This window comes from Legionella bozemanae (assembly GCF_900450575.1).
Classification (GTDB): domain Bacteria; phylum Pseudomonadota; class Gammaproteobacteria; order Legionellales; family Legionellaceae; genus Legionella; species Legionella bozemanae.
Genome location: NZ_UGGY01000002.1, coordinates 54,049 through 80,264, shown reverse-complemented (window position 1 = coordinate 80,264; position 26,216 = coordinate 54,049). Strand labels below are relative to the sequence as shown.

The following is a 26,216-nucleotide window of genomic DNA, read 5'->3' as shown; positions in this document are numbered from 1 at the left end:
AGATAATGTCCTTATCTTATTGTTTTTTTTAGGGAACGAGGCTAAAATAGAAAATGAAATATCAAAGAACTATCGGTCGAAAGAAGTTCTTTATATATTTTAGTCTCGTTCTAAGGGCTAAATTTATTACAGGGTTGTAGAAAGTTGGCAGACTTTCTACAACCCTTTTGTTTTTATTCTCTTCGTTTTTTATTCATTTATTATCTTTATTTAGTTAATGTTACTTGTTGACTAATACTCAATACAACTAACAGATATAAAATATTGTGGATCGGAATTTCGTTTAGATCAATACATTTTTTAATAAATCACTAAAAATGACCAAAACCATTATATTGTTGTTTTAACGCAGTTTTTTGCGGCTTGAATAAGCAGATTGGATGGCTTCTTAAGATAGGTAAATTTTTTTGATGAAAAAACAAAAATAATACTCAATACAGTATTGATTTATATTGACTACGATTTCTCACTAAGATACATTTTATATGAAAATAATTAAAATGGAGTAATCCAATGAAAAAGAAGATTCCAAAAATTCTAGTGGTTGCTAATAACAAGGGAGGTGTTGGTAAAAGTTTAATAAGTCAATTGATTTCAACATATATCGCCTTTAAGAAGAATAAGAAAGTTCTCGTTCTAGATTTCGATCCTCAAGGAAATATGTCATACAGATTTCTTCGAGATACACGTATAAGGGATATGTCTAATTATAAACCTCCTTTACACCCAGATTTTGATCCGAATGATCCCGATGATGATGGCTGGGATGGCCGTTCTTCTGCTTTGGATATGTGGACAGAGAGTCCAGTTGTTCCTTATCCAACCGATCTTGAAAATTTAGAAATATTGCCGAGTGATGCTGGACTTATTAAGGATATTGAGGCGTTTGAATATAGCGACAGCTTAGAGAGCATTGTACAGCGACCTTATGATTTTTTCGCAATGGATGAGTTTATTGATTGTGGGTATGATTTGATCCTTATTGATACGCCACCAGCTAAAGGACCATTAACTCAAAGTGCTATTCGTGCAGCAACTCATGTTTTAATTCCATTGGAGCTGAGTAATAAATCACTTCAAGGACTAGCTGGGATGGTGGATCTTGTAAACCGTCAAAATGTTTATAGACCTGCAAATGCACAAGCTAAAATTATTGGTTTATTAAAAAATAAAGTTGATTATAACAAACGAACACCTCAAAACCGAATAGTTGATACCATCAAAGCAAATCCATTGTTATCAAGATTACTTATAGAGGATATAGAAATACATGACTCCCCTAGAGCAGTTGATATTGATGAAGATCAAGCACCTATTACTGCACCATATACTGAGTTAAAGGACAACGATAGATTTGCGATTGAAGCAGTAGCATTAGGGGAGTTTGTATATAACGAAGTACTAGGAGATAAGGGCAATGTCACTCAAAAAGAAAATAATTACGAAATCGCTGACATCTAATAAAATCAATAAACCTGATACCATTACTAGAGCAGCGATAACAGCTAATTTAAAATTTACAAGAGGCAAACAGTTAGTTGAGCAAGATCCATTTACTTTGATCCCTGATCCATTTAACCCAAGACCAGGAGAAGTTATTGATGAACATTGGTTGAAACAGCATTTATTTATTGGAAGTGATAAATCACTTTGCAAGTTTTCAGATGAAACAGGAGAGTTTAATATCCCTGAATTTTCACAATTAATCATCGAACCAGATGAGGGTATTGAAGAAAGTTATAACTTTTTAAGAGAGCTAGCATTTTCGATAAGAACAGATGGTTTAATTGAACCAATTGAGATATTTTTAACTGATCGGCAGAATGATCCCGATTATTTTCAAAATACAAATCTGGATTATGGATATGTAATTTTAGAAGGTCACCAGAGACGTCTTGCGGCAATGATGGCTGGTGTTTCCACAGTGACTTGTATAGAAATCACTGACGAAAGCATGCTTGTTAAACTCAAAGTTAAACATCGTAAACTTAGGCGACAATTGTCCGAAAATAATTTGAGAAAAGGTTTAACTGTATCCCAAAATTTCCAAATATTCCAACAGCTCTTGTCTGATACAAATGTACAATCTCTTAAAAATAAAGAATTATCTTCCATTATTGGATTAGGGGAGGGAATAGTAAGTGCATTACGAACCATTTGTTCCAAACGAGAAAATTATCCACCAATTTTATTCTCTAAAATCAATGACAACGCGCTCACTTTTAAAATGATCAGAGCATTAGCTCCTAAATCTTATAAAGAAATCGAGTTAGCTTTGTCTCAATCAAATTCTAATCAAATACCAAATAAAAAAAAGGTAATTAAATCTCGAGGACGACAAGGTGGAGCTATAAAGAAGTATGCAACCTTTAAAATTGGCGATCAGAAGGAATCTGATTCTTTACAACGACTTTTATTAACTAGGTTCCCAGAAATTAATAATCTAGAAATACAAGACTCATCCTACAAAACCCTAGAAATAATTCTGAATAAAATTAAAGAAATGGCTTTAGAAGAAGAGACATGCCCCGGAGCAAACTAACAATAACATTATGAAAAATAAAGAAAATATTTGCTATTTTGATTGTTTTGATTATTTAATAAATGGTGGTTTATGACAGAAAAACGAAAGAGTAAAAAGTTATTCTTCCAAGCACCTCAGAAAAAGGAGAAGTGGCTCGTATGCATAAGATTTCCAAAAGATATTAAAGAGAAGCTTCGAAAACAAGCTGAAATCGATTATAAGGGAAGAGGAAAGCAATCATTACTTATTGAGGATGCAGTTAAATATTATCTGTATACGCTTTCAGATATAAAATGGGGCGATTATGAAAGAGATCTGGATTATGCAGAGTTGATTGATGATATCTTTGAAGGTTTAAATCAAGCTCCTTTAGAAGGAGCCACACAAGTCTTTTTCACCGAAGAGACAAAAAATAGGATATTGGAAATTGAAAAAAAAATTAAGCTTACGAAACCATTGATGAAAGATGTGCGTACAGGGTTAATTAGAAAGGCTGTCTCTATACGATTAAGTTTGGGAGATAAAAATTTCTTTGATTCTATTATGAACATGGAAAATTTCTAATACAAGTTTTAGCTTATGGCTGACGAGTAATGAATTGAGAATGTGGAGCGATTTATTTGGTTCACAATTTGAAGAAATTGCTTGTGTGATGTAACAATAAAAAGTTTTTTATTAAGGAAATGAAATGCATGCTGTAAGAGGCAAGCGAAAAGGGATAGTTTATCTACATTGGTTAAATGCAATAACTACATTCAGTTTTGCAATTTTATTTTCATCCTTATCCCTTTACTTGACAAAGAACATTGGCTTAACTCAAATGCAATCCAATGGAATCGTGGGATTTTTTCTTGCATCAAATTTTATTTTGCATTTTGTAGCCGGCTATATTGGAGATAGATTTTTAACTAATCGATTGTTATTTGCTATTTCAACCCTCATACAAACTTTAGGTCTACTAGTTCTTAATTTTTCTGAATCGTTTGTATATCTAGGGCTAAGCTTGTTCCTTATTGGTTGCGGATTAGGATCAACATGTATTAACTGCCTTATTACCCAGCAATTTACTAATAACGAAAATGAATCAAGAGAAAAAGCATTTTTTTATAATTACAGCGCAATGAATATAGGGTTTCTCTCTGGTTATGTTATGAGTGGGTTTATTGATATTAACGATAGATACGATCGTTTATTTGAAGTAAGTAATTTGATTAATCTAATTACGGTGTTTTTCATAATTAAATCGTGGAGATATTTTGCAAAAGATAATGTAAATATCAGAGAGGAGATAAAGAGGGGGCAGCTAGGACTGGTATTAATCATACTAATTATACCTATCCTTCTAGCAGGGTTTTATTATTCCTGGTTAGCAAATAGCCTCATACTTTTTATTGGTGCTGCGGCATTATTATATATTACATTACTTGGACGTAGTTTAAGTCCGCATAATGCACGAAAAAAAATTTATTCTTTTGTATTTTTAACTGGAAGTTCAATTGTATTTTGGATGCTTTATTTTGTAGGACCGATGGGTATTTCTCAATTTTTGAAGTACAACGTGAATATTTACATGGGTTCTTATTATATTCCTCCACAATGGTTAATGAATTTAAACTCAATTTTTGTAATTATTGGCTCACCTATAGCAGTCAAACTATTTGATAAATTAAGGAAGAAACAAATCACCATTTCCATATCAAAACAATTTATGAGTTCCTTACTGTTTATTGCTTTGTCGTTTTTGGCATTGACTGTTGGCATAGAGAATTGTGGTACTGATGGATTAACTAGCATGAGTTGGATTATTGTGCATTATCTTCTTCAAGCAATAGGGGAGTTACTTATTGCTCCTGTTGGTTACGCGATGATAGGAAGTCTTGCACCAGAAAAATTACAAGGGCTCATGATGGGTATATGGATGATGGCTTCAGGAATAGCAGCCACAATATCCAATTATTTTTCTAATTTAATGACTCAATCTGAATCATTAAATCCTCTTATTAGTAATGAACACTATTTGGGCGCTTTTACCCAGCTAGGTTTTTATGCAATTTTGGGTGCACTTATTCTCTGGTTTTGTTCTAAAACGATTGAGAATAGTATACAAAAAAACTCGACCGAAGCTATCAATGGAATGGCATAATCTATTGTAACGATAATTCGGCCTGTAACTTAGATAATTTTGTTTCTTCTTGAGCTAATATTTTAAGAAAATTATCCAATATATTAGGGTTTTTTATTGTTTTAATATCTTTTTTAATACCATTAATAAGACTTTGTTGAATTTGAAGGGATTTTTGCAATTCCTTGTTAGTACTTGGATGATGAGCCAATTCATAAACATTGCATAAACGGTTATTCGTAGCTATCTCATCTAATCCAGAATAAGTACACTCTTCTTTCTTCAATTGCAGGCGGGCCGCCTTTTCTTGATCTTGCTTTTCTTGGTAATGTTTCCCTTCTGGAGAGTATTTATTAAATCCTTTGGGGGTTCTCCAGCGATTAGTGCGAAGAAGTTGAGAAATGATATTAATTTTGTGTTGAAAAGTGCCAATTTTTTGAAATTGCTCTTGGTTATTTAATGAAAATACCACCTCATCGAAGACTTTTTCTGGTGAGGATAGCTTTACTCCGTGTTGCTTTTGAACATTCAACAACATCCCTTTAACGATATTAAGCTCAGTCAATGGTAATTTATTGTCTGAATTAGGAAAAGTAATATTATTAATTACTCTATTTTTTTCTTTATTAATGGTATCTGTTGAAACAAGATAATCCATTCTCTCGTTTATATCCGGTTCAGGCGTAAGCCCCTTTTCTTTTATCTCTATAATGGTTTCTGGTTCTTTGTAGATCAGTTGTAATTTGTTTTGAAGTGTTTCAGTAATTGCTATAAAAGATCGAGGTACACCATAGTATTTAAATCGTTTTCGAATAATTAGGCCTTCTTCTTCTAAGCTCTTTAGGTAGATGTATATTCTGCTTTCACTAAACCCAAGTTCTGCAGCAAGATCAGGGATTTTCCTTGTAAACCATAATCTATTGTCACGCTTTAGAAGGGTGCCTTGATGATGAAAAATTATTTTATCTAAGAGAAGTGCTTCTTTAGAGCATTTGGTTAATGAAAGAAGCTTGTTAAAGCCTAAATAATAAATCGAATTATTCATAATACATCCATGTGAAAAATATTACTTAATTAACCCTGATGTAGTCAGCATATAAATTAACTGAGGCGTGGTTTTACAATTAAAGCTTGTTTTTAAGTCACTGAGTCGATAAAGAATGTATCTTTTAGACTTTTTTGTATCTTCTGCAATGTCATTCACATGACAGCCGCTGACTATCATTTTTATGATTTGATTATCCACATGATCGATTGTCATTTAAAACTCCGTTTTTATATAAAACGCATTCCATGTGACATAATTTATAACTTGAAATACATTTATGCAATAAAAATTATTATTTTTACCAATAAATTTTATTACATGAAATACAACTTGATTGAATACCCTCATGTTCTCTTGTATGATTCAGTTAATTAATAGGATTTTATTTTGATGCCATATGAGTGAATTATCGTGGGATAAGGTAAAAACGGACATAGCTCGGGTTAACAAACGCCTCTATGAAGTATTGGAAACCATAGACGGCATTGAAAATATGCTTTTTACCGTACTTGAATATCATTATGGACAGATCATTGCAGATGAGCACCATTTTTATTTACCAAATACAGGTGGCAGACTGTCTTCAGTTCCTTTTTCAATGGTTTTAGAAAAGAATCTTGAAATGTTTATTGAATTTAAAGGGAAGTCGAGTACACATCAGATCTATAGAGAAGGAGATTTTTTAAGCGTTAGTTCACTTTATAATGCTTCAAATACTCATCATCCAACAGATATATTGCAAATATCGTCAGGCGCACGGAATACATTCTTACTCTGTCCTGTGGCAGATGCAAGGCCTCATGCTAGTTTAGAAAAGTATTTTAAGGCAGATATTCCAGTCCCAGATGATCTTGGAAATCATTATTTAACCTTCAAAAGCTTATGTGATGCGGCTAATTGTAACTGGCGGTCAAGATTATTGGTATTTCCCTCTGAAATTGTAACCTTAATAAAAGAGAATAAATTACCTACTTTTTTGAGTTTAGTGATGGAGTTTGATTCTAATCAGACAGGATATTATGCAAATCTACCTTTTTATAATTATCTAATGGCTTATGTTCGGGCAAATAATCCCGAAATATCTCAAAATGAATTCACTAATAATGCGATTAGCCAATTAATTACTATAGGAACAGGACAAGTTCCTGGCTACGGATTATCTGCTGGTGATGATTTGTTACCCTTAGATTTTATTATTGAGGTGTATCGCGATATATATAAATCCAAATACACTCCCTTTGTTATGGAGCCTGTTCATTTTGATAAAAATAAAAACGATCCTGTTTTTTATTCAATACTCAAAGAAGAGATGGCTTTCAAGCCATCATCATTTTCAAATAAACCACAGCGTTGTGAATTAATATACGATACTTATTTACAATATGCAGAACATATAAATAAATTAGGTCATTTCAAGAGTACGCCTTTTTTTGAAAGCGCAACGAATCTGGAGCTAACCCTTTTTCATGAAAAGAACAACCAAGTGACTAATAACCTATTTAAGCTGCCTAGAGAGACAATTTTTTCTTACGATCCTCGTTTTTTAGAAGTAACTGATAAGCTTGGTTATTCAGTTGAGCAGTTTCCTTCGAAAACAACATTTTTAGTAGGATGTTTTGGTATTAAATACAATGAAAATAAAGAAACTGTTATGCATTGATCCCCTTCAGGATTATGAACTAATTGATTGTGATCTACTCTTTCAATTAGGAATTTCTCCCATTTTTTTGATTAAAGATGCATCTAAGTTTGTTAAGGACAGAGAAAATGTATTAGTAAGTTCATTTTCATTTGAAGATCTACTAGCTATTTGTGATTCGATTCGCCCTGATTATATAGTCTGTTTTTCGGAAGATATGTTTGTTGATATAGCAAAAGTCAGGGAAAATCTAAATATTGCAGGTATGAGCTTAAGTACATCGATGCTATTAAGTCATAAAGATCTTATGTATCGAAAATTGGATGGTTTATTTTCATATCCTAAAACAACTACATTGATTGAATCTTCAAACCTAAAATTAATCAAAGAAAAGATAGGTGTACAAGAGATATTTATTAAACCTATTAATTCCTCTGGTTCTTATGAGACATATCATATTAAAACCGAAGAGGAGTTTTGTAATTTTTTGACCAATAAAAAAGAGAATGTGAAAAAATATATCGTTCAAGCTTATGTGGCAGATGATTTATACCATTCAGAATTGGCAGTATTTGATGGGAATATATTATTTGTAGAAGCCAGAAAATATACGCATCCAAATCATTTAATGGTCAGTAAAAATTTGCCTATATTTAGTCTGAATATTTTAGATGCACACCAGCGACAATTAATTTTGGATGCTTCAATTAAGGTGTGCCAGTTATTAGAATTCAATAACGGGGTACTTCACACTGAGTTTTTTATGAGTGAGGATGGTTATATTCAATTTATTGAAACCAATCCTAGACCTCCAGGTATTGGTCTAAATAAGCTATACCAGAAGAAATATTCCATAAGTCTTGAAACAATTTTATGTTGTATTGTTTGTGGGATTGAGCCTCCTCGCTTGGTAAAGAATAAAAGCTATTACGTTTGTGGTTATTTTCCTAGAAAGAACGGTGTTATAAAAAGAATTCATAAGCCTGAACTTTCTGTACAAAATGAGTGGACACTTTTTGTTAGGCCAGATGATACCAGTGAGCAAATGGCGCATATGTCTAAGTCAGCGCTGGTGATTTGTTGGGATGATTCTATTACTGAAATAAATCAAACAGGGAACTTTCTTGCAGAGCAAGATATTGTAGAAATATATTAATTCTAAAAATCGATTATAGCCTCATTTTGGCTGCTGATGAGTTTTTAGTAAGGTCTTTAAACAGTTGTTCGTTCATATTTTCGTCACAATTGTTAAAAATATAAATAAATTATATATGTCGTTTATATAAAAATCTACGGGTTATAGAAATGCATAAATATCAATTAATAGAGTTTAATTCAGATAGAAAACAAATCCAATTGGTTTCAAATAAATCAAATTTGCAACAAGTATTAGCAGAATTTTATAAAGAAAATTTTGAAAAGATGTTTGACGACAGTGGTTGTTCAAAGGGATATATTTCCGTATTTGTTAACTCAGAACAGATATCATCCATTAAAGACATTACTCTTAAACCTAATGATGAGGTGTGTATTGTAACTTCAATTTCAGGAGGGTAGTAGAGTGGATAGATACAAACGCCAAATTTCTGTTATTGGAGAGCAAGGTCAAAAACTAATAAATAACGCAACAATTATGATCGTTGGACTCGGCGGGATAGGCAGTCCAGTAGCTCAATATCTTGCCGCAGCTGGTGTTGGAAAGTTAATTCTTGTCGACGATGATAAAGTAGATCTTTCTAATTTGCATAGACAGATCTTATTTAATGAATCCGATATAGGGTTCTATAAGGCAGAAAAGGCGAGAGATGTTTTAAGTAAAGCTAATAAAAATGTGGTTATAGAGGCGCACACTAAAAGATTTGATGTGGATTTTGGCTGTTCCTTAGTATCTGATGTCGACTTGATCATCGACGGAACAGATAATTTTGAAACAAGATATTTTATTAACGATATTTGTGTTTTAAAGAATAAAGTATTTATCAGCTGTAGTATTTTGGTCAATATCATTCAGCTTGCTTTATTTGATACAAAGCACCTTTGTTATCGTTGTCTATACCCTAATCCACCACCTATAGGTGTAATACCTAATTGTTCTGAAGCGGGTGTGTTAGGCACTGTGACAGGAATAGCAGGAACCATGGCTGCTAATCTTGCGTTAAATTACTTACTCAAGATAGAGAATGAGAAAGTACCAAAGATACGAATAATAGATACAAAAAACTTCAACATCTCTTCCATGCCCATAAAGCAAAATAATAACTGTTTTGCATGTAAACAAAGAAAAATCAGCTTAAGATATCTGCAAAATCAAAACGCTGATTATGGAATTTCCTTGGAGCAACTTGATAGAACCAAATATTTTCTGGTTGATATAAGGCAAAAAGAAGAACGAGAGATTGCTAAGTTAGATGATGATCTATTTTTTCCTATAAAAGAGAATACTGATTATTCGTTTTTCTTATCCTATAAAGATAAAAAGTTGGTATTTTATTGTGCATCAGGATATCGAAGTAAATTGTTTGTATCAGAACTTAGAACCTTAGGCATTGATGCCTATTATCTTAATGAAAGGCTTTCGAAATGATTTTTGAGCATACAGAAACGTCTTTAAGAGCTCGCAATTACGGCGAAACACTAAGCTTATTGTCTCATTTCAAAAAACTGGCAGGAATTACACGATTAGCTGATTTAACCCATTTAGATTACACAGCACTACCTGTCTACACTGCAATAAGGCCTAGAGCAAAATCGTTAACTACGAGTCAAGGAAAAGGATTTACAAAAGAAGCGGCTCAGTGCTCGGCATTGATGGAGTCTATTGAAGTATATTTTGCTGAAGAGTTAGCTCCACAATTAACTAATAAGTCAGAGCTTGAGTTAGCTCACAAAACTATTTTTATACCAATAAATCATCTTTCAAAGTCTGTACATTTTAGTGATTCATCACAGCCAATGAATTGGGTTCAAGCTGAATTAGTATTTGCAAAAAAAAACATTCTCGTGCCTTTTGCTGAGTACTCACTAAATTCTTATTTGCCAGAAGTGTTGATTTACTCTCCTGATACAACTGGACTTTCGGGGGGAAATAACTATAAAGAGGCCCTTTTACATGGAATTCTAGAGGTAATAGAACGACAAAATGCCCAACAGATCTCTGAGATCGCTTTTGTTAATGGCAAAATGGTCAAAAATATAACACAAAAATTTGATTGTCATATTTACTTTCATGAAAATATTTATGAAATTCCTTCGTTTGAGGTATTGATTAAATCAAAGAATCCTTTTGAAAATCAAATCCTATTTAAAGGAGGTGGATGTCATCTCAATAAACAAATAGCTTTAAATCGTGCACTGACGGAGGCCATTCAATCGCGAGTAACCACAATAGCAGGCTCCCGCGATGATTTGATTCATACTAAGTATGATTTTAAAACTAGTGAGTTTCCTGTTGTTACAGATAAAAAGGGTTTTGCTGAGCTGCCCAATTATTCGGTAGAGACGATAGACGATGCTCTTTCGGTTCTATTTGAAAAGATTAAGGGGAAGAATCAGGATATTTTAGTTTATAAATACTATGACAAAGAAATATGCATTTTAAAAGTAAAACTAGTTTCTATGGATTTGATAAGTCATGCATGAAACCGTCGTTTTTTTAGAAACTTCCTTAACCTATCAAGAGGCGATACATCTACTTCCCCATGCGATGTATTTACCTTCAATCAAAAAGGGAGATGTGCTTAAATCAATAAAAGCAGGATATAAACGGATAGTTATCATCGATGGAAATTTTTCCTGGGTTCCTTCTGTGTGGCATAAAGAAATATTAACAGCATTAGACTACGGTATTGAGGTTTGGGGTGCGGCTTCAATGGGTGCTTTAAGAGCAGCGGAGCTGGATTCTTTTGGAATGAGGGGGCATGGACGTATATATGAGATGTATAAGAATGAAGAAGTAGATGGTGACGATGAAGTGGCAATTGCTTATTCTAAATTCAATAACGTACAAACTATTCCTTTAATCAATATCCGCCTAACGCTTGAACGACTAAATAGTATTAATAATGAAACTGTTTTAAATTCAATACGATCCATTTTTTATGCTGAAAGAACTTGGGAGAAAATTGCTCGACACGTGTCAGAAGATCTTTATCATTTGATTAAATCTAATTATATAAACGCAAAAAAAGAGGATGCAAAGTCGTTATTGCTTTCTTTAAACCAACAACACATTCTTTCTACGGTTTCTGATTTAAATAGAAAAAAAAGAGAGTTTACTCTTTTTGAAAAAAAATTAATTGAGTCTACTTTGTCTTCTGTTTGGTTGCGTGCTCCTATGCATGAGCAGACAGAATGTTCAGCTTCTCAACAGAGGGCGGAAAATATTCTTAAATTACTATCAATTCCTGAAACAAAAAAGAATAGGATCCATTATCAATACTTACTGTCTCTTCTTGATCAACAAACGTATGCAATTACAGAATACGAGCTTATATATCAAGTCGAACAATTTAGAGAGGAGCATAATTTGTTAAAAGGAGAGGATTTTTTTAACTGGTTAAAGGACATGGGATTGCATGAGTCTAACCTAGAACAACTCTTTACCGATTATGTAAAACTTATGAAACATTTGATAATTACCTACGATTTCAATAGTTATTTTAATTAGCCTATTCATCCTAAAAAAATATTTTCACTTTTTTCTTATCCTTGCACCTAGGTGAATGCACCTTCATTTAAATAATGGTTCAATAACCTTATCGCTTATCAAAATAATCCATTATGACTGTAGAACAAGAAGTATTTGATATTTTAGAGAGTTGTATTTCCTGTTTGCAACAGGCGGCCCTAAACATAGGTGGCTTTGATTTTGATAAACATGCACAAGCTGCGATATATGCTTATTCATTATTAAGGAGGCAGCAGTTGTTTTTAATGTATCCGATCGAGAATGAAACAGTGCATTAACCGATAAAAATAAGCCAATAGAAGAGGAACAAATATGTTGATTTTAACACGTAGGGTAGGAGATACCGTAGTTATCGGAAATGAAGTATTTTGTACTGTCTTAGAGCAACAACACGATAGCCAAATAAAGCTGGCATTTGATGCGCCAAAGTCTATTCCCATTCATCGCTTTGAGATTCAAAAGCAAATTATGCAAAAGATTATAGAGGGGACCTATACGAATGATGTGGTATGGAATGAAACAGTGATTGAGCGTTTAACGAGTCAGTTTAATAGGGTATCTCACTGGAATTAACTGCTTATAAATAAGGATAATGCAATGAACGCATACATTAAATCAGGATTGACACAATCATTGCTCGTTGGAGCGATGATCGTACTTACAGGCTGTGCGGCAACTCACACTGTCCTAGAACACGGCTCGTTGCAAGTGAGTACAGGACAAAGCGACACCATCTTTTTACACCCCGTATCCAGCGCTCAAAAAACGGTTTATGTTTCTGTGCGAAATACTTCTGATGAAGAGGTTACTATCCAGCCTCAGCTAAAAACCGCATTAATGAATCATGGGTATAAAGTACTCAATAATCCAGATGCTGCACATTATATCTTGCAAGCAAATATCTTAAAAATTGGGAAAATGAGTGCTTCAGCGAGCCAATCAGCATTACTTGGTGGTTATGAGTCAGCTATCGCAGGAGCTGTGGTAGGTACGGCTGCAGGAAGTTTCACTAACTCCACGACCGGAATGGTCGCTGGTGGTTTGGGTGGTGGATTAATTGGTATGGCTGCGGATTCGTTAGTTAAAGATATTAATTACACGATGATTACTGACATTCAAATCAGCGAAAAAGTGGGGAAAGGAATTAAGGTGAAAGAACAAGTGCAATCGAATCTAAAAAATGGCAGTAGCACAATGATCTCTCAAAAGTATTCCCGCGACAGCAAGTATCAAAGCTATAAAACGCGCGTAGTGTCGAACGCAAATAAAATGAATCTAAAGTTTGTGGATGCACGTCCCGCATTAGAACAGGGTTTGGTAAAAACAATTGCGGGTATCTTTTGATTAAGCTTGAGTAGAGCTCTATTCCAGATACAGATCAGACATCGAATTAATTTTAAAGGGTTATGTTCACAACAAAGAAAAAAGGAGTACTTAATGAGTGTAATTAAAATACTCATGCTGTCGATGACATTCTTGGTTGGAAGTGGAGTGGCTTATGCTGAGCCAGAGACAGGGCTTGAAAACAACGTAAAACTAAATCAGGTACTTACAGCCAATATTCCAATGAATGAGGAACAGGATGTCGAATATTTCAAGCACATATTTACTAGTGGAGGCCTTTATGAGTTTCTGTTGGCTCTGAATACCGAGGTGCCAGAACTATCTAAAACAGCCGAGTATGTGGCTTTGTACAAAAAACTGGATTTAACAAACCAGGTGTTGTCACAAATTTTAGCGGAACTGAAAAAGAACAATCAATTATTAAGCCAAAGGAGTGACCATGGATGAGTAAGCACTCTTTTTAAAACCGCGATTCATTAAATAAAAAGAATAAAAAATGAGCACAAAGAGGGGCTCAGGGGATTTTTTTACCTAAAAAACGGAGATTTATCAAAAATGAAACAAAATAAGCTTAAAAAATCATCAGTATTCCTGACTACTTTGCTTTTATCGGGAGCCGTGTTTTCGGCCTCTCTGGATAAAGAGGAGTTGGCTTCAGAGTGCCAATTTTTGGGAGCTAGTTTGAGCCAATTGGCAAAAGCCAACCTCAAAGAGTATTGCACAATCGATGTAGGTTATTCAGGAAGCATGATGGAGCAGTCTGCCTCCTTAATTCGAGGCGAACGCATGGAACTTGCACGGGATAATCTCGATTTTGCGAATAGAACATTAGCACGCGTTGCATCTAATTATAACGATTGTCCTTATTTCTCATCAATGACACGACCTTTTACACAAAAAATCAATCATTTAATTCACGAATTAGATTCACTCAATCAGCGTTCATCAAACTAAAGGAGAGCATTATGAATGTCAGTGCAGTAATCAGGAAGAGCAGTATTAAGCTTCATGAATTTATACAGTGGTCAGTCCCCTTGTTGGTCTTAAGTTGGGTCGTTGTTTTATGCCTTACCAGCACTGGACATGCAGAAGGTCAGAATTATTTAAGTGCGATGAAAGGAGATGTTAGTGCCACCTTTGGTAAGAATTCGGATTTGCCTGGCTATTTATATCTAGGTGAAACCTTGGGTGCTGGGGTTGCCTGGTGGAAAACAAAAAGTCCTTGGGTATTTATTGGTTTGCCTTTACTGATGATCTTCACGCATTGGGGTTTAAGTTATGTCGCATAACTATTCGACGTTTATGTTGTCAGAGGAACCGCGCATTGCAGGGGTTCCTTTGACCACTGGATTACCTGTGTATTTACTCACGGGTATTGGATTACTGATTGGTTATGGACCGCAGCTTTTTGTGATTGGAGCTGTTTTAAGTTTAATCATGCATCTTCAGTATGGGGGGCTGCCACTAAGGGTTTTATTAGGAATGATTTATTGGTCCTTACCGCATGCCATGACGACGATTATTTTTAGGTCATTCCCTAATTCAGCGCATCGAATCTATGTAGGGTGAGTTTATGAACAGTATATTTCGTGACAATGTGCTTTCAAAAAATAAAGTGTTGCTTCATCTGACACTGGCTTGGGCAGTCACATCCACCATTGCGGTGTTCATTTTGGGTGGGCTTTGTATTCATGTTGTTAATAACAAAGAAACTCATTGGTTGCCCATCTGTACTGAGGACGGTTACTTCTTGAGTAACTCCTCCTTTTCACCTTCTTATATTAAAGACATGACTAAAAAGGTTATTCAATTACGATTAACCTACAATCCAGACACGGTAGCAGCTCGATTTGCTTCATTAGTCCATTTAATTCCTGCGTCTCATCAAGAGGCATTCAAAACCATTCTGGACTCAGAGTCTTCAGTGGTGAAAGAAAAAAATATTAGTTCCGTGTTTTATGAAAAGAACATTCACATTGATGAATCCACCCTGCAAGCCAAGGTAGATGGAACGTTAAATCGAACCAGTCATGGTCTTGAAGTTAAACCACAAAAGAAAGTGTATTTAGTCCAGTTTGCGCACCTTAACGGGATGATGTGGCCTAAGGCTATTAAGGAGGTTCATCAATGAAATCACTTCAAATCCTCATGTTAAGTAGCCTGCTTTCTACCTCACTGCATGCAGGCAATACAGCAGCCACGCTTAAGTTTGAAGAAGGGGAGCGATTTGCGCTGTCTTTGTCTTCTCTTAACTTTAATCGTATTGATGTAGAAGGCGAGCGAATTGTTAAAGTCAGCTTCCCTGAACATTCCTTTATTGTAGAACAAAGCTTCGATGCAGAGGATGATTTGGATGGAGCTGTGATTTTAAAGCCATTAGCGCATATTCCGTTAACCGTCTATTTCACAACAAATCTGAATCATCATTTCTCAGCCACCATATCTCCGACTGAAGATTTGGGTAAAACCATTAAATTGGTATCCAAAAAATTAAAAGGGTTTGATTACGCTAAGGCGCAAGAACAGAGCCAATACCAACATAGTGACTTAATGACTGCTCTTATGGAGGGGACCCAGCCTTCCGGTTTTCAAGAAGTGGGCATTAAACCCACGACCTTTCGTTTGCATAAACAGTTAAAAGTAACGCTGGTGAAACAATACCGAGGCAAAGAGTCTTCGGGCTATGTGTATCGCATCGAAAATCAATCCAACAAACCCATGGAATTAACACCAACATTATTCGAACACCCCAAACTGGTTACGATGGAGCTGTCAGAAAAAATGTTGCAACCCAGTCAAACCGCCTATTTTTATGGCATTTACCGTGAACAATCCAACATGGGGTAATAAGGAAGCGTGTCATGATGAAATCGTTTAAAAAGTTAATAAAGAAAAGTAAAAAAGCTAATCTTAATCAAAGTGCCAAAATGGAGCAGCTTCGTAATGGCTTGGCTTTTCTGCTGCTTGGTGGTTTGTGTTATGGATTTTATCTGTATTCGTCAAAGCCACAATCTACGCTTCCTACAAATAAAAAACCTGTATTTGATGGGGTATTAGACAGCGCCTTTAGCAAATTAAGTGATGAGGCAGTGCTTGAAAAACAACAACGCCAAATTGATGCACTCAAAGCCTTGGTAGAAAAAAATAAAAAGAACACACCAAACAAATCAGACGACCTCGTTTCCGAAAATCAAGCCTTATTAAGCGTCATGCAAAAACAATTAGAGAAGCTTGCGCTTGAAAATAAAGAAATCAATGGAAAACTACAGGTGGCGCTTCTTAAAAATTCACAAACCAGTTTAGCGGCAGTGGCCGCAAGACCGCCTACGCGTGAAGAAATAGAGGCTCGTCATAAACAACGCATCCTAGATGAAAAAGCCTATTATGGCAAAGCAGGGCTTGAGACGGTTCATTTTAATTACCGCCGTCAACAAAAAGAAGAGCGTACACCAGATAATTACGTCTGGGCTGGAACCCATGCTGAAGGCATCTTATTGAGCGGAGCCAAAGGGGATGCTGGGATTAATGGTGCTAAAAATATGGGAACGGCACTCATTCGCCTGGATTCTAATGGAATTATGCCCAACAATCGCCATTCACGCCTTAATGGCTGCCTTGCTATTGTCTCTACGTATGGTGATTTGTCCGATGATGCAGTAGTGATGCACCTTGAAACCCTTTCGTGTGCGAAACCTAATTTAAGTTTTGAACAAAAGGTGTATGGCGCAGTGTATGACTTGGATGCGATGCAAGACTTACGCGGTACATCCATTTTAAAAACCAAACCTCTTTTAGAATACAGTGCGGCTGCAGGGATTTTAGCAGGCTTTGGGGATGGGCTTAAAAACCTCAATACAGCTCAGACCATTAATCCAGGCGCAGGCACCATTACGACTTATGGTCAGGCCTCTACGCTGATGCAATCAGCAGCAGGAGGGGCGGTGAGTAATCCGGCCAATAAAATCTCCGACTACATCATGAAAATCGCCGATATTTATCACCCTCTGGTGGTGGCACGTGCAGGACGGCGTGTATCCATCATGTTCACCAAAGGCTTTTGGATTGATAGGGCGCACCAATCGTTTGAATCGGGTAAATCCATTGATAATCAATCGGCTCAAAATGAGGCCGCGATTACAACAACCATTAGCCGAGCAGGCGGTGAAGGTGGGGAGAGTAGCAGTGGTGAGCCTTCAGCTCCGCAATCCACGTTCCAATCCGATACGCAAAGGGCGCAGCAATTCTTGAATCAGAATGGGATGCCCAATCAACCACTCTTTTCAACAGTTAATCCTACAGGAGACGTACATGGTTAAAGCTTGGTTTGTTTTGTTCTGTTGTTGTTCGGCAGTGACGCTTACGGGGTGTTCACGCTCCATTTTTGATCATCAAGATGTTCGCTGTCCTTTTGTCGAGCGTGGTGGGTGCCAAAGCATGGAGCAGGTGAATCGTATGGTGGATGCACGGCGATTTACACCGGATGGGCAATACGTGCAACAAGAGCAATGCGTAGGCTGCAGTGCTTATTCAAAATAAATGAAACGGAACTTTTTTAGGATTAACTATGTTCGCAACACTAAAAAAATACGTCCAGGGTTTTAGGAATTCAATCGATGGCTATTTGGTGGATGAAGAGGTATCGTCTTCCCAAAATACCTTAAATGTTGGCGATCACCAATACCCTCTTTTTTGCAAGGAACTTCCTTATCAGTATTATGACGAGGAATCGCATTTATTTATTAATCGCTGGAATACAGGCTTATTGTATCGCATCACCCCGTTAACCGGTGCGAATGAAAAAATTGCAGAGCAGTTGGATTCGATTTTAAGAACCAAGGTTTCTGATGAATTTACCTTACAGCTCATCTTAGTCAAACACAATCAAGTGGGGCATGAGCTGGATGCTTTTTCAAACCAGTTCATGACTCCAGATTTTGAACAGTTAAGTGTGATGGGCAAAAGCCTTCGTTCGTTTTATGGTGAGGCCGCAGTTCATGGATTTAAAACCAATACCAATGTTAATCCCAGAATGACACAAACTGAGTGTTATGTCGTAGTCGATAAAATCAATGGAAAAAATGAGGAAGACGTTAAAGCCTGCTTTGCTCAATTTCGTATTGCCTTTGAAGCCTCGTTGATGTCGGCCAAAATTGGCTTTAGAACCTGTAATGCTGAAGATTTATTACGCTTACTTCATTTTTACCTGGCTCATGAACCCGATAATATTTACCCCAAATCCTCCTCTTATGATCCAACGCAACTCATTAAGCATCAGGTGGTTGGCCGTGATTTTGATGTAGAGGTAGCCAAAGAAGGCCTGCTTGTGAGTGGGGTTAATAATCAAGGCAAGGCATTCGAAACGGTCGTCTCAGTGATGACCATTGATGGCTTACCAGGTGAATACCATCTTTGGGATAACATTAATAACAGCGCCAATATTTTTCATCCAGAACAAAGTATTCCCTGTAATCACATTATTTCTGTTACCTACCTGGTTGACGAGCAAAACAAAGCGCAAGGACGTGCGAATCGCAAAACCAGTGATTTGGATAAAAAAGCGAAAGGCGATTATGCGCTGCATGTTGCCGGTACAGAAAAAAAAGCGCGTGAATGGCGTCATTTTCGTGATGATTTGGCTTCAGGAAAGACGCGTTCTTGTAAGATGCTGTATAACGTCGTGCTATTTTCCAGACGTTCCGAATATGCCCGCGATGTGGAAGCCGCTCGTACCTGTTTTTCTTATAACGGTATTAAGCTCGCGCTAAGCCGTAGGATGCAATCTCCCTATTTTCTAGCAACATTGCCTTTTTTATTTACGAATCATCTCCAAAAAGGATTTCAGCTACCCACGATGATGTGGCCTATTTCCTCATGGAATGCGACTCAATACATGCCTATTCTTTCGGATTGGTCGGGTACGGGATCGGGCATTTTATTGCCGACACTACGCAACCAATTTTCTTGTATTGATCCATTCTCAGGTAAGTTGGGCACGAATTACAACATTTCTGTGACCGGCACATCAGGCGGGGGAAAGAGTTTTTTTATTCAAATGCTGATGCTCAACGTGCTGTTCAACGGCGGGGATCTCTTTATTGTCGATGTCGGGGGAAGTTATAAGAAATTATGCCACACCTTAGGCGGTGTGTATCTGGAATACTCCAATTTGGCAATGAATCCCTTTACTCATGTCACGAATATTGGCAAAGAAATACAGCATATTCTTTCTTTGTTTCAATTATTAGCGTGCGCTAAGGATGGAGCCAGTGATGATGACCGAGGAACGTTACGAGAGGCAATATTGCAGGCGTTTTTTGAACATCAGCAAGCCACATTAATTGATCATGTGCAGGCTAAGCTTCTGGAGTTGCATCAGAACGACCGAGAAAAATACCCTACAGGGAAAATTCTGGCGAAAAATCTTGATCCCTATTGCACTCATTCAGAGCATGGTACGGTCTTTAATGCGCCTTCTAAGTTAGCGCCTGATGCACGCATTATTGTCGTGGATTTAAAAGAAATTGAGGACGATGAACACATTCGTGCACCGGTTTTACTGTCTATTTTGTCTCAGTTTCAAGGCCGTATGTTTAACTCCGATCGCAGCCGTCAAAAAATGTGCATCATTGATGAAGCCTGGTCCTTATTCTCTGGCGATCAAATTGCAGTGAATTTCATTAACCGAGGGTTTCGTACAGGGCGGCGGCATAATGCTTCTTTTGTGACGATCACGCAAGGTATCGATGATTATTACGCTTTTCCTGAAGCACGTGCCGCTTGGGAAAACTCTGCAATCAAACTCATTTTTCTTCAAGATGGAGATTCTCTCGTCAAGCACCAACACGAGCATAATACGTTTTCTGATTTTGAATTTAAATTACTTTCTTCCTTTCCTAAAGCGAAGGACGCTGGATTTTCACAAGTTCTGATTCGTGCAGATGGCATTTCCTCGTTTCATCGGCTCTTTGTTGATCCGTTTACACGGGTCCTATTGTCTTCTGATGGACGCGATTATCAAGCGGTAATGAATTACATCGCGCAGGGGCGATCGTACATTCATGCCGCCATGCTGGTAGCCAACAAACACTATGGCCTATCCAAAAACGTGTTAGTGGAAGGAGGGCTTGCTGATGCTGCGTCATTATAAAACCCAACTCTTGATTCTAGCGGGTTTAGTCTTGTCTGGCATGGTGTTATGGAGCATGCACAAGCCCGCACCGCTGGCTGTGGTGGATATGCAGCGGTTACTGAATCAGCCTGCTGTTTTATTGAGTCAAAGTAAGTTATCAGAACAAGAACAAAAGAAGGTGTTAAAGCAGTACTCTTCGTTATTGCCTAAGACCTTGTCTCAGTATGGGGCTTCTCATCATGTGACCTTAATCACAGCAACAGTGATTTCCAGTGGACGCTTCGATGTGACGGATGAGGTGATTGCAGCAACATTGGAAAAGCTGGGTGCATTATGAAGAAAGTAGCGGGTTTGATTGCAGCACTCTTAATGAACGGAGCTCCGGTATATGCCAAAAACTTAGGCAATTACGGTCAGCTTTTTCCTGTTGTCGAGCAAGACATCCGCCAGGTCATCATGGCGAAGCTGCATCGCTTAGAGCAATCAGGTGCCTTGAAACAACATCAACAACAAATAGTGGCGCGAGTGGAGGAGCATGTGAGAAGACCAAAACCTCTTCATTTACCTACGACGAACACTCCTAAAACGCATGAATTAGATCCAAGTATCGTCGTGAATCAAACGCTTTATACCCATGATGGGACGATGATTGCGAAGAAAGGGACGCATCTTAATCCTTTTGAACGCGTATCAATTTCTAAAACACTGTTTTTTTTCAATGCCGATGATCCGAAGCAACTTGCCTGGGCCAAAGCGCATTATAAGCATTTTGACCAGGTGAAATTTATTTTAATCGGAGGGGATGTTAAGACAGCTTCCGAAGTTTTTGGTTCGGTTTATTTTGATTTGGAAGGGCGCTTGAGTCGTTATTTTCACTTAAAGCATGTGCCTTCCGTAGTCAGCCAAAAAGGATTGGTTTGGCGTATTCAAGAAATTGGTCAACACGAGTTACGCAATCAGGAGTAGGTACTATGAATAAAAAAACGTTGATTACCCGATTCATGGTGCTGTTTTTATTGAGTTCGCTGAACTTCGTCTATGCGTCTCAGTGCAAAGGACACTTTGTTAATCCAATTACCGATGTCTGCTGGAATTGTTTGTTTCCACTTACTATTGGCAGTAGTGAAGTGGTTAAAAGCAGTTATCCTGATACAAAAAATCCAGGTAATCCTGTGTGCTTATGCCCTACACCCATTGGCGAGCGTTTAGGCGTCACTATTGGTTATTGGGAACCTGCTGCCTTGGTTGATGTAACTCCTAAACCATGGTGTATGGTCAATTTAGGAGTACAACTGAATGTCACTAAAAAAGGGTTAGGTGGCTCACAGATGCCGGAGACCGATGGACGCGGTGCGTTTTATTACGTTCATTGGTACAAATACCCTCTGGTTTATTGGCTGCAAGTATTAACGTCCTTAGGGTGTATGGAAACTGAAGATTTTGACATCTTATATCCGTCGGAGTTAGACCCCACTTGGAATGATTCAGAACTGGCCTTTGTTCTAAATCCTGAAGCCGTTTTATTTACCTCCTCGTCTGCAAGAGCTTCTTGTGCCTTTGATGCGACCAAAGCACTTGCAGGCACTGCCGTGAACAGTCTTTTTTGGTGCCAGGGTGCGCAAGGTTCTACGTATCCATTAACGGGGTTTGTGGCACATCAAGCAAGTCCTATAAGTACCGCAGCCTTACTTGCAGAACGCGTTGATTTTAAGTTGCATCGACCACCGACACCTGCGATTCGCGATTCGATAGGTCAAGATTGGCCTGCTGTATGTCATACCTATGCATCGAGCATTATGCCCAAAGACCGTTATCGCTATCAGTTGGTGAATACCTTGCCTGAAGCGCATCGTTGCCATCCGTTTGGACAATCCGTCATTGGATGGGAAGCAGGACACACCTATCCAGGTGATGGCGACAATTTTGGGTTTTTAATTTGGAAGAAAAGGAACTGTTGTTTTCTTTAAATGATGGGGATGAATTATGAATGCATTCGGAATTTTTTTAAGTAGCCTGTTTTTAGCCACCGCAAGTCATGCCAATGTGAATGATTTTCTTAATGAGGCATCGGCAACGGGTAAGGCGGCGCACGATTCAGTAAGCCAGGACACGTTGGCTCATTGGAATGCGACATCCAATCAATCCTATGCACAAAATAAGACCTTGATTGATCAGATTATTGAACAGTCACGGCAAGGAGCCCCTATTGCCCAAAAAGGCCAAACCGTTGATGGAGCCGTATTATTTGTGTCTTTTTCCATGCCAGAACCCTTGTTGTTTTCACTGAGCGATGAGGCGGCTTCTTATAAAATTCCGGTTGTGATTAATGGTCTGATTGAGGGGGATTTTAAAAAAACCATAACAGCGTTTTCCAAGCTTCATGCTAAGGCCAAAGAGTCCAAATGGGCGTTTAATGGAGTATCGATTGATCCTCTATGGTTTGAACAATTTCATATCACTGCGGTGCCTGCACTTGTTGTGAGCAAAAGGCCGAGCTCCTGTGGACAGCAACTTATTTGTCCCGAACAGACTTATGATGTGGTGTATGGCAATGCATCTATAAAAAACAGTTTACAACTCATTGCACAGAAAGGGGATAGTGCAAACGAGGTGGCGCAAGCTCTTTTGGAGAACACTCATGTCTAAGTGGGTTGTTTTAATGGCGTTACTTTCTATGGGATGTTTTGCGAATCAAACAGGAACCGATTTTAACGCCTTTAAAAATTATGCTAAATCGTTAAACGCCCAACCTAAAGATGCCATGCACGGATTTGATCCCCATGCGCTTTTTGATCAGTACTCAGAGCACCCTGCGCAAGAAGGATACTATCAAGGGATTCAAAAGGAGCAAACAGATTTATCAAGCCAGGCCAATGCGGCGATTAAAAATGATCCTGGTGCCAAAACGATCATTGATCATTTTGGAACAAACAAATTTGAACTCAATCAAGCAAATTCCGTATTGGCTCAATCTCAATTAATTCAGGATGAAAGTTATGCGATTACGCACGGACAATCCAATAATCGCGTTCAATGCTCGAATCAAAAGCCTACCTGCACGATGAAGACACATGAAGAACAATGCTTCAGCTCTCGTTTATTGCCCGATCAAACCTGCACCAAGTACCTTAAGGTCCTGGTGGACTCCGAAAAAGTGGTGCAACGCGCTGATTTTTCGTTTTATGTTGCTAAAAAATGGACCGGAGTGATTACTGTAAATTTGGTGACTGGCGCAATCACTAATGCTGTGGGCGGCTCTGTTCCTTATCCCATTCGGATGAAACATTCGTGTGATGGAATGAGTGCCACCATTCATTCGATACGAAATAATGGGGCGAATGCGTATTGGGTTCAGGTGATTGGTACTCCAACATGCGCTAATAATGGGTTGTTGACCTTTTATATTAATAAAGGATGGGGACGAATTTATCCCATTCAAGTTGCTTTGACGGTCACAGCACACTCCAAACCCTACATCAGCCAAGAATATTGGGACAATCATTGCATGAGCTTTGAAAATAAGGGGTCGCTGTGTCGAATCAAAAAAGAACAATGCACGGATACTCAGTCACCTAAAGTAATTGATGGTCTTCCTGTATCCCGTGCGTGTTGGGCAAAAGAGCTGACGTACTCTTGTTCTAGCGCGGCTGCTGATGAATGCATCACACAGAAAAATAAAGGGTGTTTTCAAACGGCCTCTGAGTGTGCGCGTTTTGATAAGCAAACTTGTGCCCTGTATAAGCAAACGTACAGTTGTCAAGAAAATGTGTGTGAAGCACCTATCGAATGCATTAAAGACTTATTTTGTGCCGATGGTGACTGTACAGAGCATTCCCAAACCCAAAATACTGATTTTGGGCAAAGTGTTTCTTCTTTAGCGGTTGTGGGGGAAGCGGGGCATGAATTAAGTCAACAACCCAATGCGTCTCTTTTTGGCGGACAAGCCGTGCAATGCAAAATATGGCCCTTGGATCTTATTGATTGTTGTCATGATAAAGGATGGGGAAAAGACATTGATTTGCTTCATTGTCGTGATGAAGACAAAGCGCTGGGTCGCGCCAAATTAAATTATGTAGCTCATTATCTGGGCGAGTATTGTAGTGAAAAAGTGGCTGGGGTTTGTTTAGAACACAAACGCTCTTACTGCGTATTTCCAAGCAAAATGGCCCGAATTATCCAGGAGGCTCGTCTTACACAAGTTAATGGTCATGGTTTGGGTGATGCAGAGCATCCAACCTGTGCAGGAATGAGTGTTGCGGAACTGCAGAAGATGGATTTGGGGCGGGTTGATTTTGTGACCCCAATCTATCCTTTTGGTCACGGGACACCCAATAAAGCGGCAGGGATTGCAGGTGATCTAAAGATCAAGTCTCAAGATCCTAAAAAGTCCATTGATGAAGTGTTACTGCGAATGCAAAAAAAGGCAGGTGAATTATGAGTCGCCTGTTGATGCTGATGGTATGGGGACTGTTCATGACATCGCTTCATGCGGACATTGTGCAGGAGCATGCAAAAGGCTTTCATTGGTATACCGTTGAAGAGGCGCCCAAACCGATTAAAAAAACACTGCAGCCACGACCTGCAACCGTTGCGAAATCTCCTTATGAACGCTTAATGGATAAGCGTAAGATTACACTGAATAAATTGGCCGAAGCATTGCTCTCTCCTTCATTTGATTCAACACATGAATACATGAAGGCACAGATGGATTATTCAAAAAATAACCAGCAATTTGTACGCTATTGGCAACAAGTCTTATTAATCCATCCTGAGCTGGACAGCACGCTTAATTTTCCAACCGATAACTCAGCGATTGCAGTACGCAATGATGCACAAAAAGTATTAATCAACAAAGTCATTCAAGAAAGCAGTGTGCGTTATGGCTTTATCTTATTTTATCGTGGCACGAGCTCCATTTCACAAAAAATGGTCATGCATTTGCTTCCCTTTATTAAAGAATATGGTTTTTCCATGATCTCAGTCAGTACGGATGGCCAACTCATTGATGGGCTTCCTAATCCTAAATCAATTCCTCTGGAAACGGTTCAAAAACAAGTAGCACTTGAGGCGAAGTACATGCCCGCTCTTTATTTTGTGGATTTAAAGAGCAACAAGATGTCGCCAGTGTCTTACGGGTTTTTATCTTTAGAAGAGCTGAAGCAGCGCATTTTTGATGTGATGACGCAGTTTAAACGGTTTAGTTATGAAGGAGTGAATGAATGAAAAAAAGGTTCTTTTTAATCGTACTATTCCTTCTCAGCACAGAGACGTTTGCGAATGTAGCTTTGGATGAGTTAACCCAGCTCTTAGATAAAAAACAAGAGCAACAGGTATTGGCGCGCACCAAAAACAAAAGAATCAATGCGCTTTCGGAACAACATTACTTTATTTTTATATACCGTTCCACCTGCCCTCATTGTCATCAATTTGCGCCCATACTTCGTGATTTTGCATCCAGTTTTCATATCCCTGTAGAGGCGTACAGTTTGGATGGGGAGTCTTTAGATGGATTTGATTCAGCCAATTTAACGCCTGAGTTGTTTCAAACCTTATATGTGTCTGGCGAATACAAGCCTGTAGTGCCTGCCCTGTATCTTGTGAATCGTCCTACGAATCAAGCGTATGCCGTGTTGTTTGGTGAGGCACAGCCTGCACAACTTGCAAACCGCGTGGATGAACTCATGACGCATTTGGAGGAACAATTTCATGATGAATAGATTCAC

At 37.9% G+C, this 26,216-nt stretch carries 31 protein-coding genes; 29 read left to right on the top strand and 2 right to left on the bottom strand.

The features are described from left to right. Window positions 1-513 precede the first annotated feature (513 nt). From DY223_RS17275 to DY223_RS17260, 4 genes are all read left to right on the top strand, one after another. Entirely contained in the window at window positions 514-1,461 is a 948-nt protein-coding gene (locus tag DY223_RS17275) for a ParA family protein (protein ID WP_058460974.1), read from the top strand. Further along, window positions 1,418-2,542 carry a ParB/RepB/Spo0J family partition protein gene (locus tag DY223_RS17270; protein WP_058460973.1) on the top strand — a complete coding sequence of 375 codons (1,125 nt, stop codon included), beginning with the start codon at window positions 1,418-1,420 and terminating at the stop codon, window positions 2,540-2,542. The genes DY223_RS17275 and DY223_RS17270 overlap by 44 nt, the downstream gene beginning before the upstream one ends. Before the next feature lie 72 nt (window positions 2,543-2,614). Beyond that, window positions 2,615-3,088, top strand: coding sequence for a hypothetical protein (locus DY223_RS17265; RefSeq protein WP_058460972.1), 474 nt, complete (start codon window positions 2,615-2,617; stop codon window positions 3,086-3,088). Between the two features lie 124 nt (window positions 3,089-3,212). Further along, the gene (locus tag DY223_RS17260) at window positions 3,213-4,667 is read left to right on the top strand and encodes a peptide MFS transporter (protein ID WP_058460971.1); all 1,455 of its coding nucleotides are present in this window, start codon (window positions 3,213-3,215) and stop codon (window positions 4,665-4,667) included. A gap of 1 nt (window position 4,668) precedes the next feature. On the opposite strand, the gene DY223_RS17255 is transcribed toward DY223_RS17260, so the two are convergent. Next, window positions 4,669-5,691 (bottom strand): helix-turn-helix domain-containing protein, encoded by a 1,023-nt coding sequence (locus tag DY223_RS17255; protein WP_058460970.1) that lies wholly within the window; start codon window positions 5,689-5,691, stop codon window positions 4,669-4,671. A 21-nt stretch (window positions 5,692-5,712) separates the two neighbouring features. Next, a complete protein-coding gene (locus tag DY223_RS17250; protein ID WP_011212464.1) occupies window positions 5,713-5,907 on the bottom strand; it encodes a hypothetical protein in 195 nt (64 codons plus the stop codon). A gap of 184 nt (window positions 5,908-6,091) precedes the next feature. On the opposite strand from DY223_RS17250, the gene DY223_RS17245 reads away from it, so the two are divergent. From DY223_RS17245 to trbB, 25 genes are all read left to right on the top strand, one after another. Next, window positions 6,092-7,354 carry a hypothetical protein gene (locus tag DY223_RS17245; protein WP_058460969.1) on the top strand — a complete coding sequence of 421 codons (1,263 nt, stop codon included), beginning with the start codon at window positions 6,092-6,094 and terminating at the stop codon, window positions 7,352-7,354. Then, the gene (locus tag DY223_RS17240; RefSeq protein WP_058460968.1) at window positions 7,326-8,489 is read left to right on the top strand and encodes an ATP-grasp domain-containing protein; all 1,164 of its coding nucleotides are present in this window, start codon (window positions 7,326-7,328) and stop codon (window positions 8,487-8,489) included. Before DY223_RS17245 ends, DY223_RS17240 begins: the two co-directional genes overlap by 29 nt. Before the next feature lie 149 nt (window positions 8,490-8,638). Continuing rightward, window positions 8,639-8,890 (top strand): MoaD/ThiS family protein, encoded by a 252-nt coding sequence (locus tag DY223_RS17235; RefSeq protein WP_011212467.1) that lies wholly within the window; start codon window positions 8,639-8,641, stop codon window positions 8,888-8,890. Between the two features lie 4 nt (window positions 8,891-8,894). After that, a complete protein-coding gene (locus tag DY223_RS17230) occupies window positions 8,895-9,917 on the top strand; it encodes a HesA/MoeB/ThiF family protein (protein ID WP_058460967.1) in 1,023 nt (340 codons plus the stop codon). After that, window positions 9,914-10,972, top strand: coding sequence for a YcaO-like family protein (locus DY223_RS17225; RefSeq protein ID WP_058460966.1), 1,059 nt, complete (start codon window positions 9,914-9,916; stop codon window positions 10,970-10,972). The genes DY223_RS17230 and DY223_RS17225 overlap by 4 nt, the downstream gene beginning before the upstream one ends. Next, window positions 10,965-11,999 carry a TfuA-like protein gene (locus DY223_RS17220; RefSeq protein ID WP_058460965.1) on the top strand — a complete coding sequence of 345 codons (1,035 nt, stop codon included), beginning with the start codon at window positions 10,965-10,967 and terminating at the stop codon, window positions 11,997-11,999. The genes DY223_RS17225 and DY223_RS17220 overlap by 8 nt, the downstream gene beginning before the upstream one ends. Window positions 12,000-12,112: 113 nt before the next feature. Further along, window positions 12,113-12,298, top strand: coding sequence for a hypothetical protein (locus DY223_RS17215; protein ID WP_011212471.1), 186 nt, complete (start codon window positions 12,113-12,115; stop codon window positions 12,296-12,298). Window positions 12,299-12,332: 34 nt separating this feature from the next. Continuing rightward, complete coding sequence (locus DY223_RS17210) at window positions 12,333-12,593, top strand: carbon storage regulator (RefSeq protein WP_058460964.1); 261 nt, start codon at window positions 12,333-12,335, stop codon at window positions 12,591-12,593. Between the two features lie 24 nt (window positions 12,594-12,617). Then, complete coding sequence (locus tag DY223_RS17205; RefSeq protein WP_058460963.1) at window positions 12,618-13,364, top strand: complement resistance protein TraT; 747 nt, start codon at window positions 12,618-12,620, stop codon at window positions 13,362-13,364. Between the two features lie 93 nt (window positions 13,365-13,457). Next, the gene (locus DY223_RS17200; protein ID WP_115684382.1) at window positions 13,458-13,811 is read left to right on the top strand and encodes a hypothetical protein; all 354 of its coding nucleotides are present in this window, start codon (window positions 13,458-13,460) and stop codon (window positions 13,809-13,811) included. A gap of 108 nt (window positions 13,812-13,919) precedes the next feature. Continuing rightward, the gene (locus tag DY223_RS17195; protein ID WP_058460962.1) at window positions 13,920-14,318 is read left to right on the top strand and encodes a hypothetical protein; all 399 of its coding nucleotides are present in this window, start codon (window positions 13,920-13,922) and stop codon (window positions 14,316-14,318) included. An 11-nt stretch (window positions 14,319-14,329) separates the two neighbouring features. Next, on the top strand, window positions 14,330-14,653 hold the full coding sequence (locus tag DY223_RS17190; RefSeq protein WP_058460961.1) for a pilus assembly protein: 324 nt from the start codon (window positions 14,330-14,332) through the stop codon (window positions 14,651-14,653). Further along, window positions 14,643-14,933: a type IV conjugative transfer system protein TraL gene (traL, locus tag DY223_RS17185; RefSeq protein WP_058460960.1), complete on the top strand. Its 291-nt coding sequence runs from the start codon at window positions 14,643-14,645 to the stop codon at window positions 14,931-14,933. The genes DY223_RS17190 and traL overlap by 11 nt, the downstream gene beginning before the upstream one ends. A gap of 4 nt (window positions 14,934-14,937) precedes the next feature. After that, on the top strand, window positions 14,938-15,495 hold the full coding sequence (locus DY223_RS17180) for a TraE/TraK family type IV conjugative transfer system protein (RefSeq protein WP_058460959.1): 558 nt from the start codon (window positions 14,938-14,940) through the stop codon (window positions 15,493-15,495). Beyond that, entirely contained in the window at window positions 15,492-16,211 is a 720-nt protein-coding gene (gene traK, locus DY223_RS17175; RefSeq protein ID WP_058460958.1) for a type-F conjugative transfer system secretin TraK, read from the top strand. Before DY223_RS17180 ends, traK begins: the two co-directional genes overlap by 4 nt. Window positions 16,212-16,225: 14 nt before the next feature. Then, window positions 16,226-17,680, top strand: coding sequence for a TraB/VirB10 family protein (locus DY223_RS17170; protein ID WP_115684381.1), 1,455 nt, complete (start codon window positions 16,226-16,228; stop codon window positions 17,678-17,680). Beyond that, window positions 17,673-17,900 carry a hypothetical protein gene (locus DY223_RS17165; protein ID WP_011212483.1) on the top strand — a complete coding sequence of 76 codons (228 nt, stop codon included), beginning with the start codon at window positions 17,673-17,675 and terminating at the stop codon, window positions 17,898-17,900. Before DY223_RS17170 ends, DY223_RS17165 begins: the two co-directional genes overlap by 8 nt. Window positions 17,901-17,928: 28 nt before the next feature. Next, on the top strand, window positions 17,929-20,511 hold the full coding sequence (traC, locus tag DY223_RS17160; RefSeq protein WP_115684380.1) for a type IV secretion system protein TraC: 2,583 nt from the start codon (window positions 17,929-17,931) through the stop codon (window positions 20,509-20,511). Further along, on the top strand, window positions 20,495-20,830 hold the full coding sequence (gene trbI / locus DY223_RS17155) for a type-F conjugative transfer system protein TrbI (RefSeq protein ID WP_115684379.1): 336 nt from the start codon (window positions 20,495-20,497) through the stop codon (window positions 20,828-20,830). Before traC ends, trbI begins: the two co-directional genes overlap by 17 nt. Then, window positions 20,827-21,459: a type-F conjugative transfer system protein TraW gene (gene traW / locus DY223_RS17150; protein WP_115684378.1), complete on the top strand. Its 633-nt coding sequence runs from the start codon at window positions 20,827-20,829 to the stop codon at window positions 21,457-21,459. The genes trbI and traW overlap by 4 nt, the downstream gene beginning before the upstream one ends. 5 nt (window positions 21,460-21,464) lie before the next feature. Further along, entirely contained in the window at window positions 21,465-22,460 is a 996-nt protein-coding gene (gene traU / locus DY223_RS17145; RefSeq protein ID WP_115684377.1) for a conjugal transfer pilus assembly protein TraU, read from the top strand. A 16-nt stretch (window positions 22,461-22,476) separates the two neighbouring features. Beyond that, complete coding sequence (gene trbC / locus DY223_RS17140) at window positions 22,477-23,139, top strand: type-F conjugative transfer system pilin assembly protein TrbC (protein WP_058460582.1); 663 nt, start codon at window positions 22,477-22,479, stop codon at window positions 23,137-23,139. Further along, window positions 23,132-24,931: a type-F conjugative transfer system mating-pair stabilization protein TraN gene (traN, locus tag DY223_RS17135; protein ID WP_115684376.1), complete on the top strand. Its 1,800-nt coding sequence runs from the start codon at window positions 23,132-23,134 to the stop codon at window positions 24,929-24,931. The genes trbC and traN overlap by 8 nt, the downstream gene beginning before the upstream one ends. Further along, a complete protein-coding gene (gene traF / locus DY223_RS17130) occupies window positions 24,928-25,716 on the top strand; it encodes a type-F conjugative transfer system pilin assembly protein TraF (RefSeq protein ID WP_064115164.1) in 789 nt (262 codons plus the stop codon). The genes traN and traF overlap by 4 nt, the downstream gene beginning before the upstream one ends. Then, window positions 25,713-26,210, top strand: a complete 498-nt coding sequence (trbB, locus tag DY223_RS17125) for a type-F conjugative transfer system pilin assembly thiol-disulfide isomerase TrbB (RefSeq protein ID WP_115684375.1) — start codon at window positions 25,713-25,715, stop codon at window positions 26,208-26,210. Before traF ends, trbB begins: the two co-directional genes overlap by 4 nt. The last annotated feature ends 6 nt before the right edge of the window (window positions 26,211-26,216 follow it).

Coding starts and splice junctions, on each gene's coding strand:
- traL (WP_058460960.1), top strand. CDS start 14,643: ATGTCGCATAACTATTCGACGTTTATGTTGTCAGAGGAACCGCGCATT.
- DY223_RS17165 (WP_011212483.1), top strand. CDS start 17,673: ATGGTTAAAGCTTGGTTTGTTTTGTTCTGTTGTTGTTCGGCAGTGACG.
- traW (WP_115684378.1), top strand. CDS start 20,827: ATGAAGAAAGTAGCGGGTTTGATTGCAGCACTCTTAATGAACGGAGCT.
- DY223_RS17215 (WP_011212471.1), top strand. CDS start 12,113: ATGACTGTAGAACAAGAAGTATTTGATATTTTAGAGAGTTGTATTTCC.
- DY223_RS17195 (WP_058460962.1), top strand. CDS start 13,920: ATGAAACAAAATAAGCTTAAAAAATCATCAGTATTCCTGACTACTTTG.
- traC (WP_115684380.1), top strand. CDS start 17,929: ATGTTCGCAACACTAAAAAAATACGTCCAGGGTTTTAGGAATTCAATC.
- DY223_RS17235 (WP_011212467.1), top strand. CDS start 8,639: ATGCATAAATATCAATTAATAGAGTTTAATTCAGATAGAAAACAAATC.
- DY223_RS17260 (WP_058460971.1), top strand. CDS start 3,213: ATGCATGCTGTAAGAGGCAAGCGAAAAGGGATAGTTTATCTACATTGG.
- traF (WP_064115164.1), top strand. CDS start 24,928: ATGAGTCGCCTGTTGATGCTGATGGTATGGGGACTGTTCATGACATCG.
- traU (WP_115684377.1), top strand. CDS start 21,465: ATGAATAAAAAAACGTTGATTACCCGATTCATGGTGCTGTTTTTATTG.
- DY223_RS17180 (WP_058460959.1), top strand. CDS start 14,938: ATGAACAGTATATTTCGTGACAATGTGCTTTCAAAAAATAAAGTGTTG.
- DY223_RS17270 (WP_058460973.1), top strand. CDS start 1,418: ATGTCACTCAAAAAGAAAATAATTACGAAATCGCTGACATCTAATAAA.
- DY223_RS17255 (WP_058460970.1), bottom strand. CDS start 5,691: ATGAATAATTCGATTTATTATTTAGGCTTTAACAAGCTTCTTTCATTA.
- trbC (WP_058460582.1), top strand. CDS start 22,477: ATGAATGCATTCGGAATTTTTTTAAGTAGCCTGTTTTTAGCCACCGCA.
- traN (WP_115684376.1), top strand. CDS start 23,132: ATGTCTAAGTGGGTTGTTTTAATGGCGTTACTTTCTATGGGATGTTTT.
- trbI (WP_115684379.1), top strand. CDS start 20,495: ATGCTGCGTCATTATAAAACCCAACTCTTGATTCTAGCGGGTTTAGTC.
- DY223_RS17220 (WP_058460965.1), top strand. CDS start 10,965: ATGCATGAAACCGTCGTTTTTTTAGAAACTTCCTTAACCTATCAAGAG.
- DY223_RS17245 (WP_058460969.1), top strand. CDS start 6,092: ATGAGTGAATTATCGTGGGATAAGGTAAAAACGGACATAGCTCGGGTT.
- DY223_RS17190 (WP_058460961.1), top strand. CDS start 14,330: ATGAATGTCAGTGCAGTAATCAGGAAGAGCAGTATTAAGCTTCATGAA.
- DY223_RS17250 (WP_011212464.1), bottom strand. CDS start 5,907: ATGACAATCGATCATGTGGATAATCAAATCATAAAAATGATAGTCAGC.
- DY223_RS17225 (WP_058460966.1), top strand. CDS start 9,914: ATGATTTTTGAGCATACAGAAACGTCTTTAAGAGCTCGCAATTACGGC.
- DY223_RS17240 (WP_058460968.1), top strand. CDS start 7,326: ATGAAAATAAAGAAACTGTTATGCATTGATCCCCTTCAGGATTATGAA.
- DY223_RS17275 (WP_058460974.1), top strand. CDS start 514: ATGAAAAAGAAGATTCCAAAAATTCTAGTGGTTGCTAATAACAAGGGA.
- DY223_RS17170 (WP_115684381.1), top strand. CDS start 16,226: ATGATGAAATCGTTTAAAAAGTTAATAAAGAAAAGTAAAAAAGCTAAT.
- DY223_RS17200 (WP_115684382.1), top strand. CDS start 13,458: ATGAGTGTAATTAAAATACTCATGCTGTCGATGACATTCTTGGTTGGA.
- DY223_RS17205 (WP_058460963.1), top strand. CDS start 12,618: ATGAACGCATACATTAAATCAGGATTGACACAATCATTGCTCGTTGGA.
- DY223_RS17265 (WP_058460972.1), top strand. CDS start 2,615: ATGACAGAAAAACGAAAGAGTAAAAAGTTATTCTTCCAAGCACCTCAG.
- trbB (WP_115684375.1), top strand. CDS start 25,713: ATGAAAAAAAGGTTCTTTTTAATCGTACTATTCCTTCTCAGCACAGAG.
- DY223_RS17210 (WP_058460964.1), top strand. CDS start 12,333: ATGTTGATTTTAACACGTAGGGTAGGAGATACCGTAGTTATCGGAAAT.
- traK (WP_058460958.1), top strand. CDS start 15,492: ATGAAATCACTTCAAATCCTCATGTTAAGTAGCCTGCTTTCTACCTCA.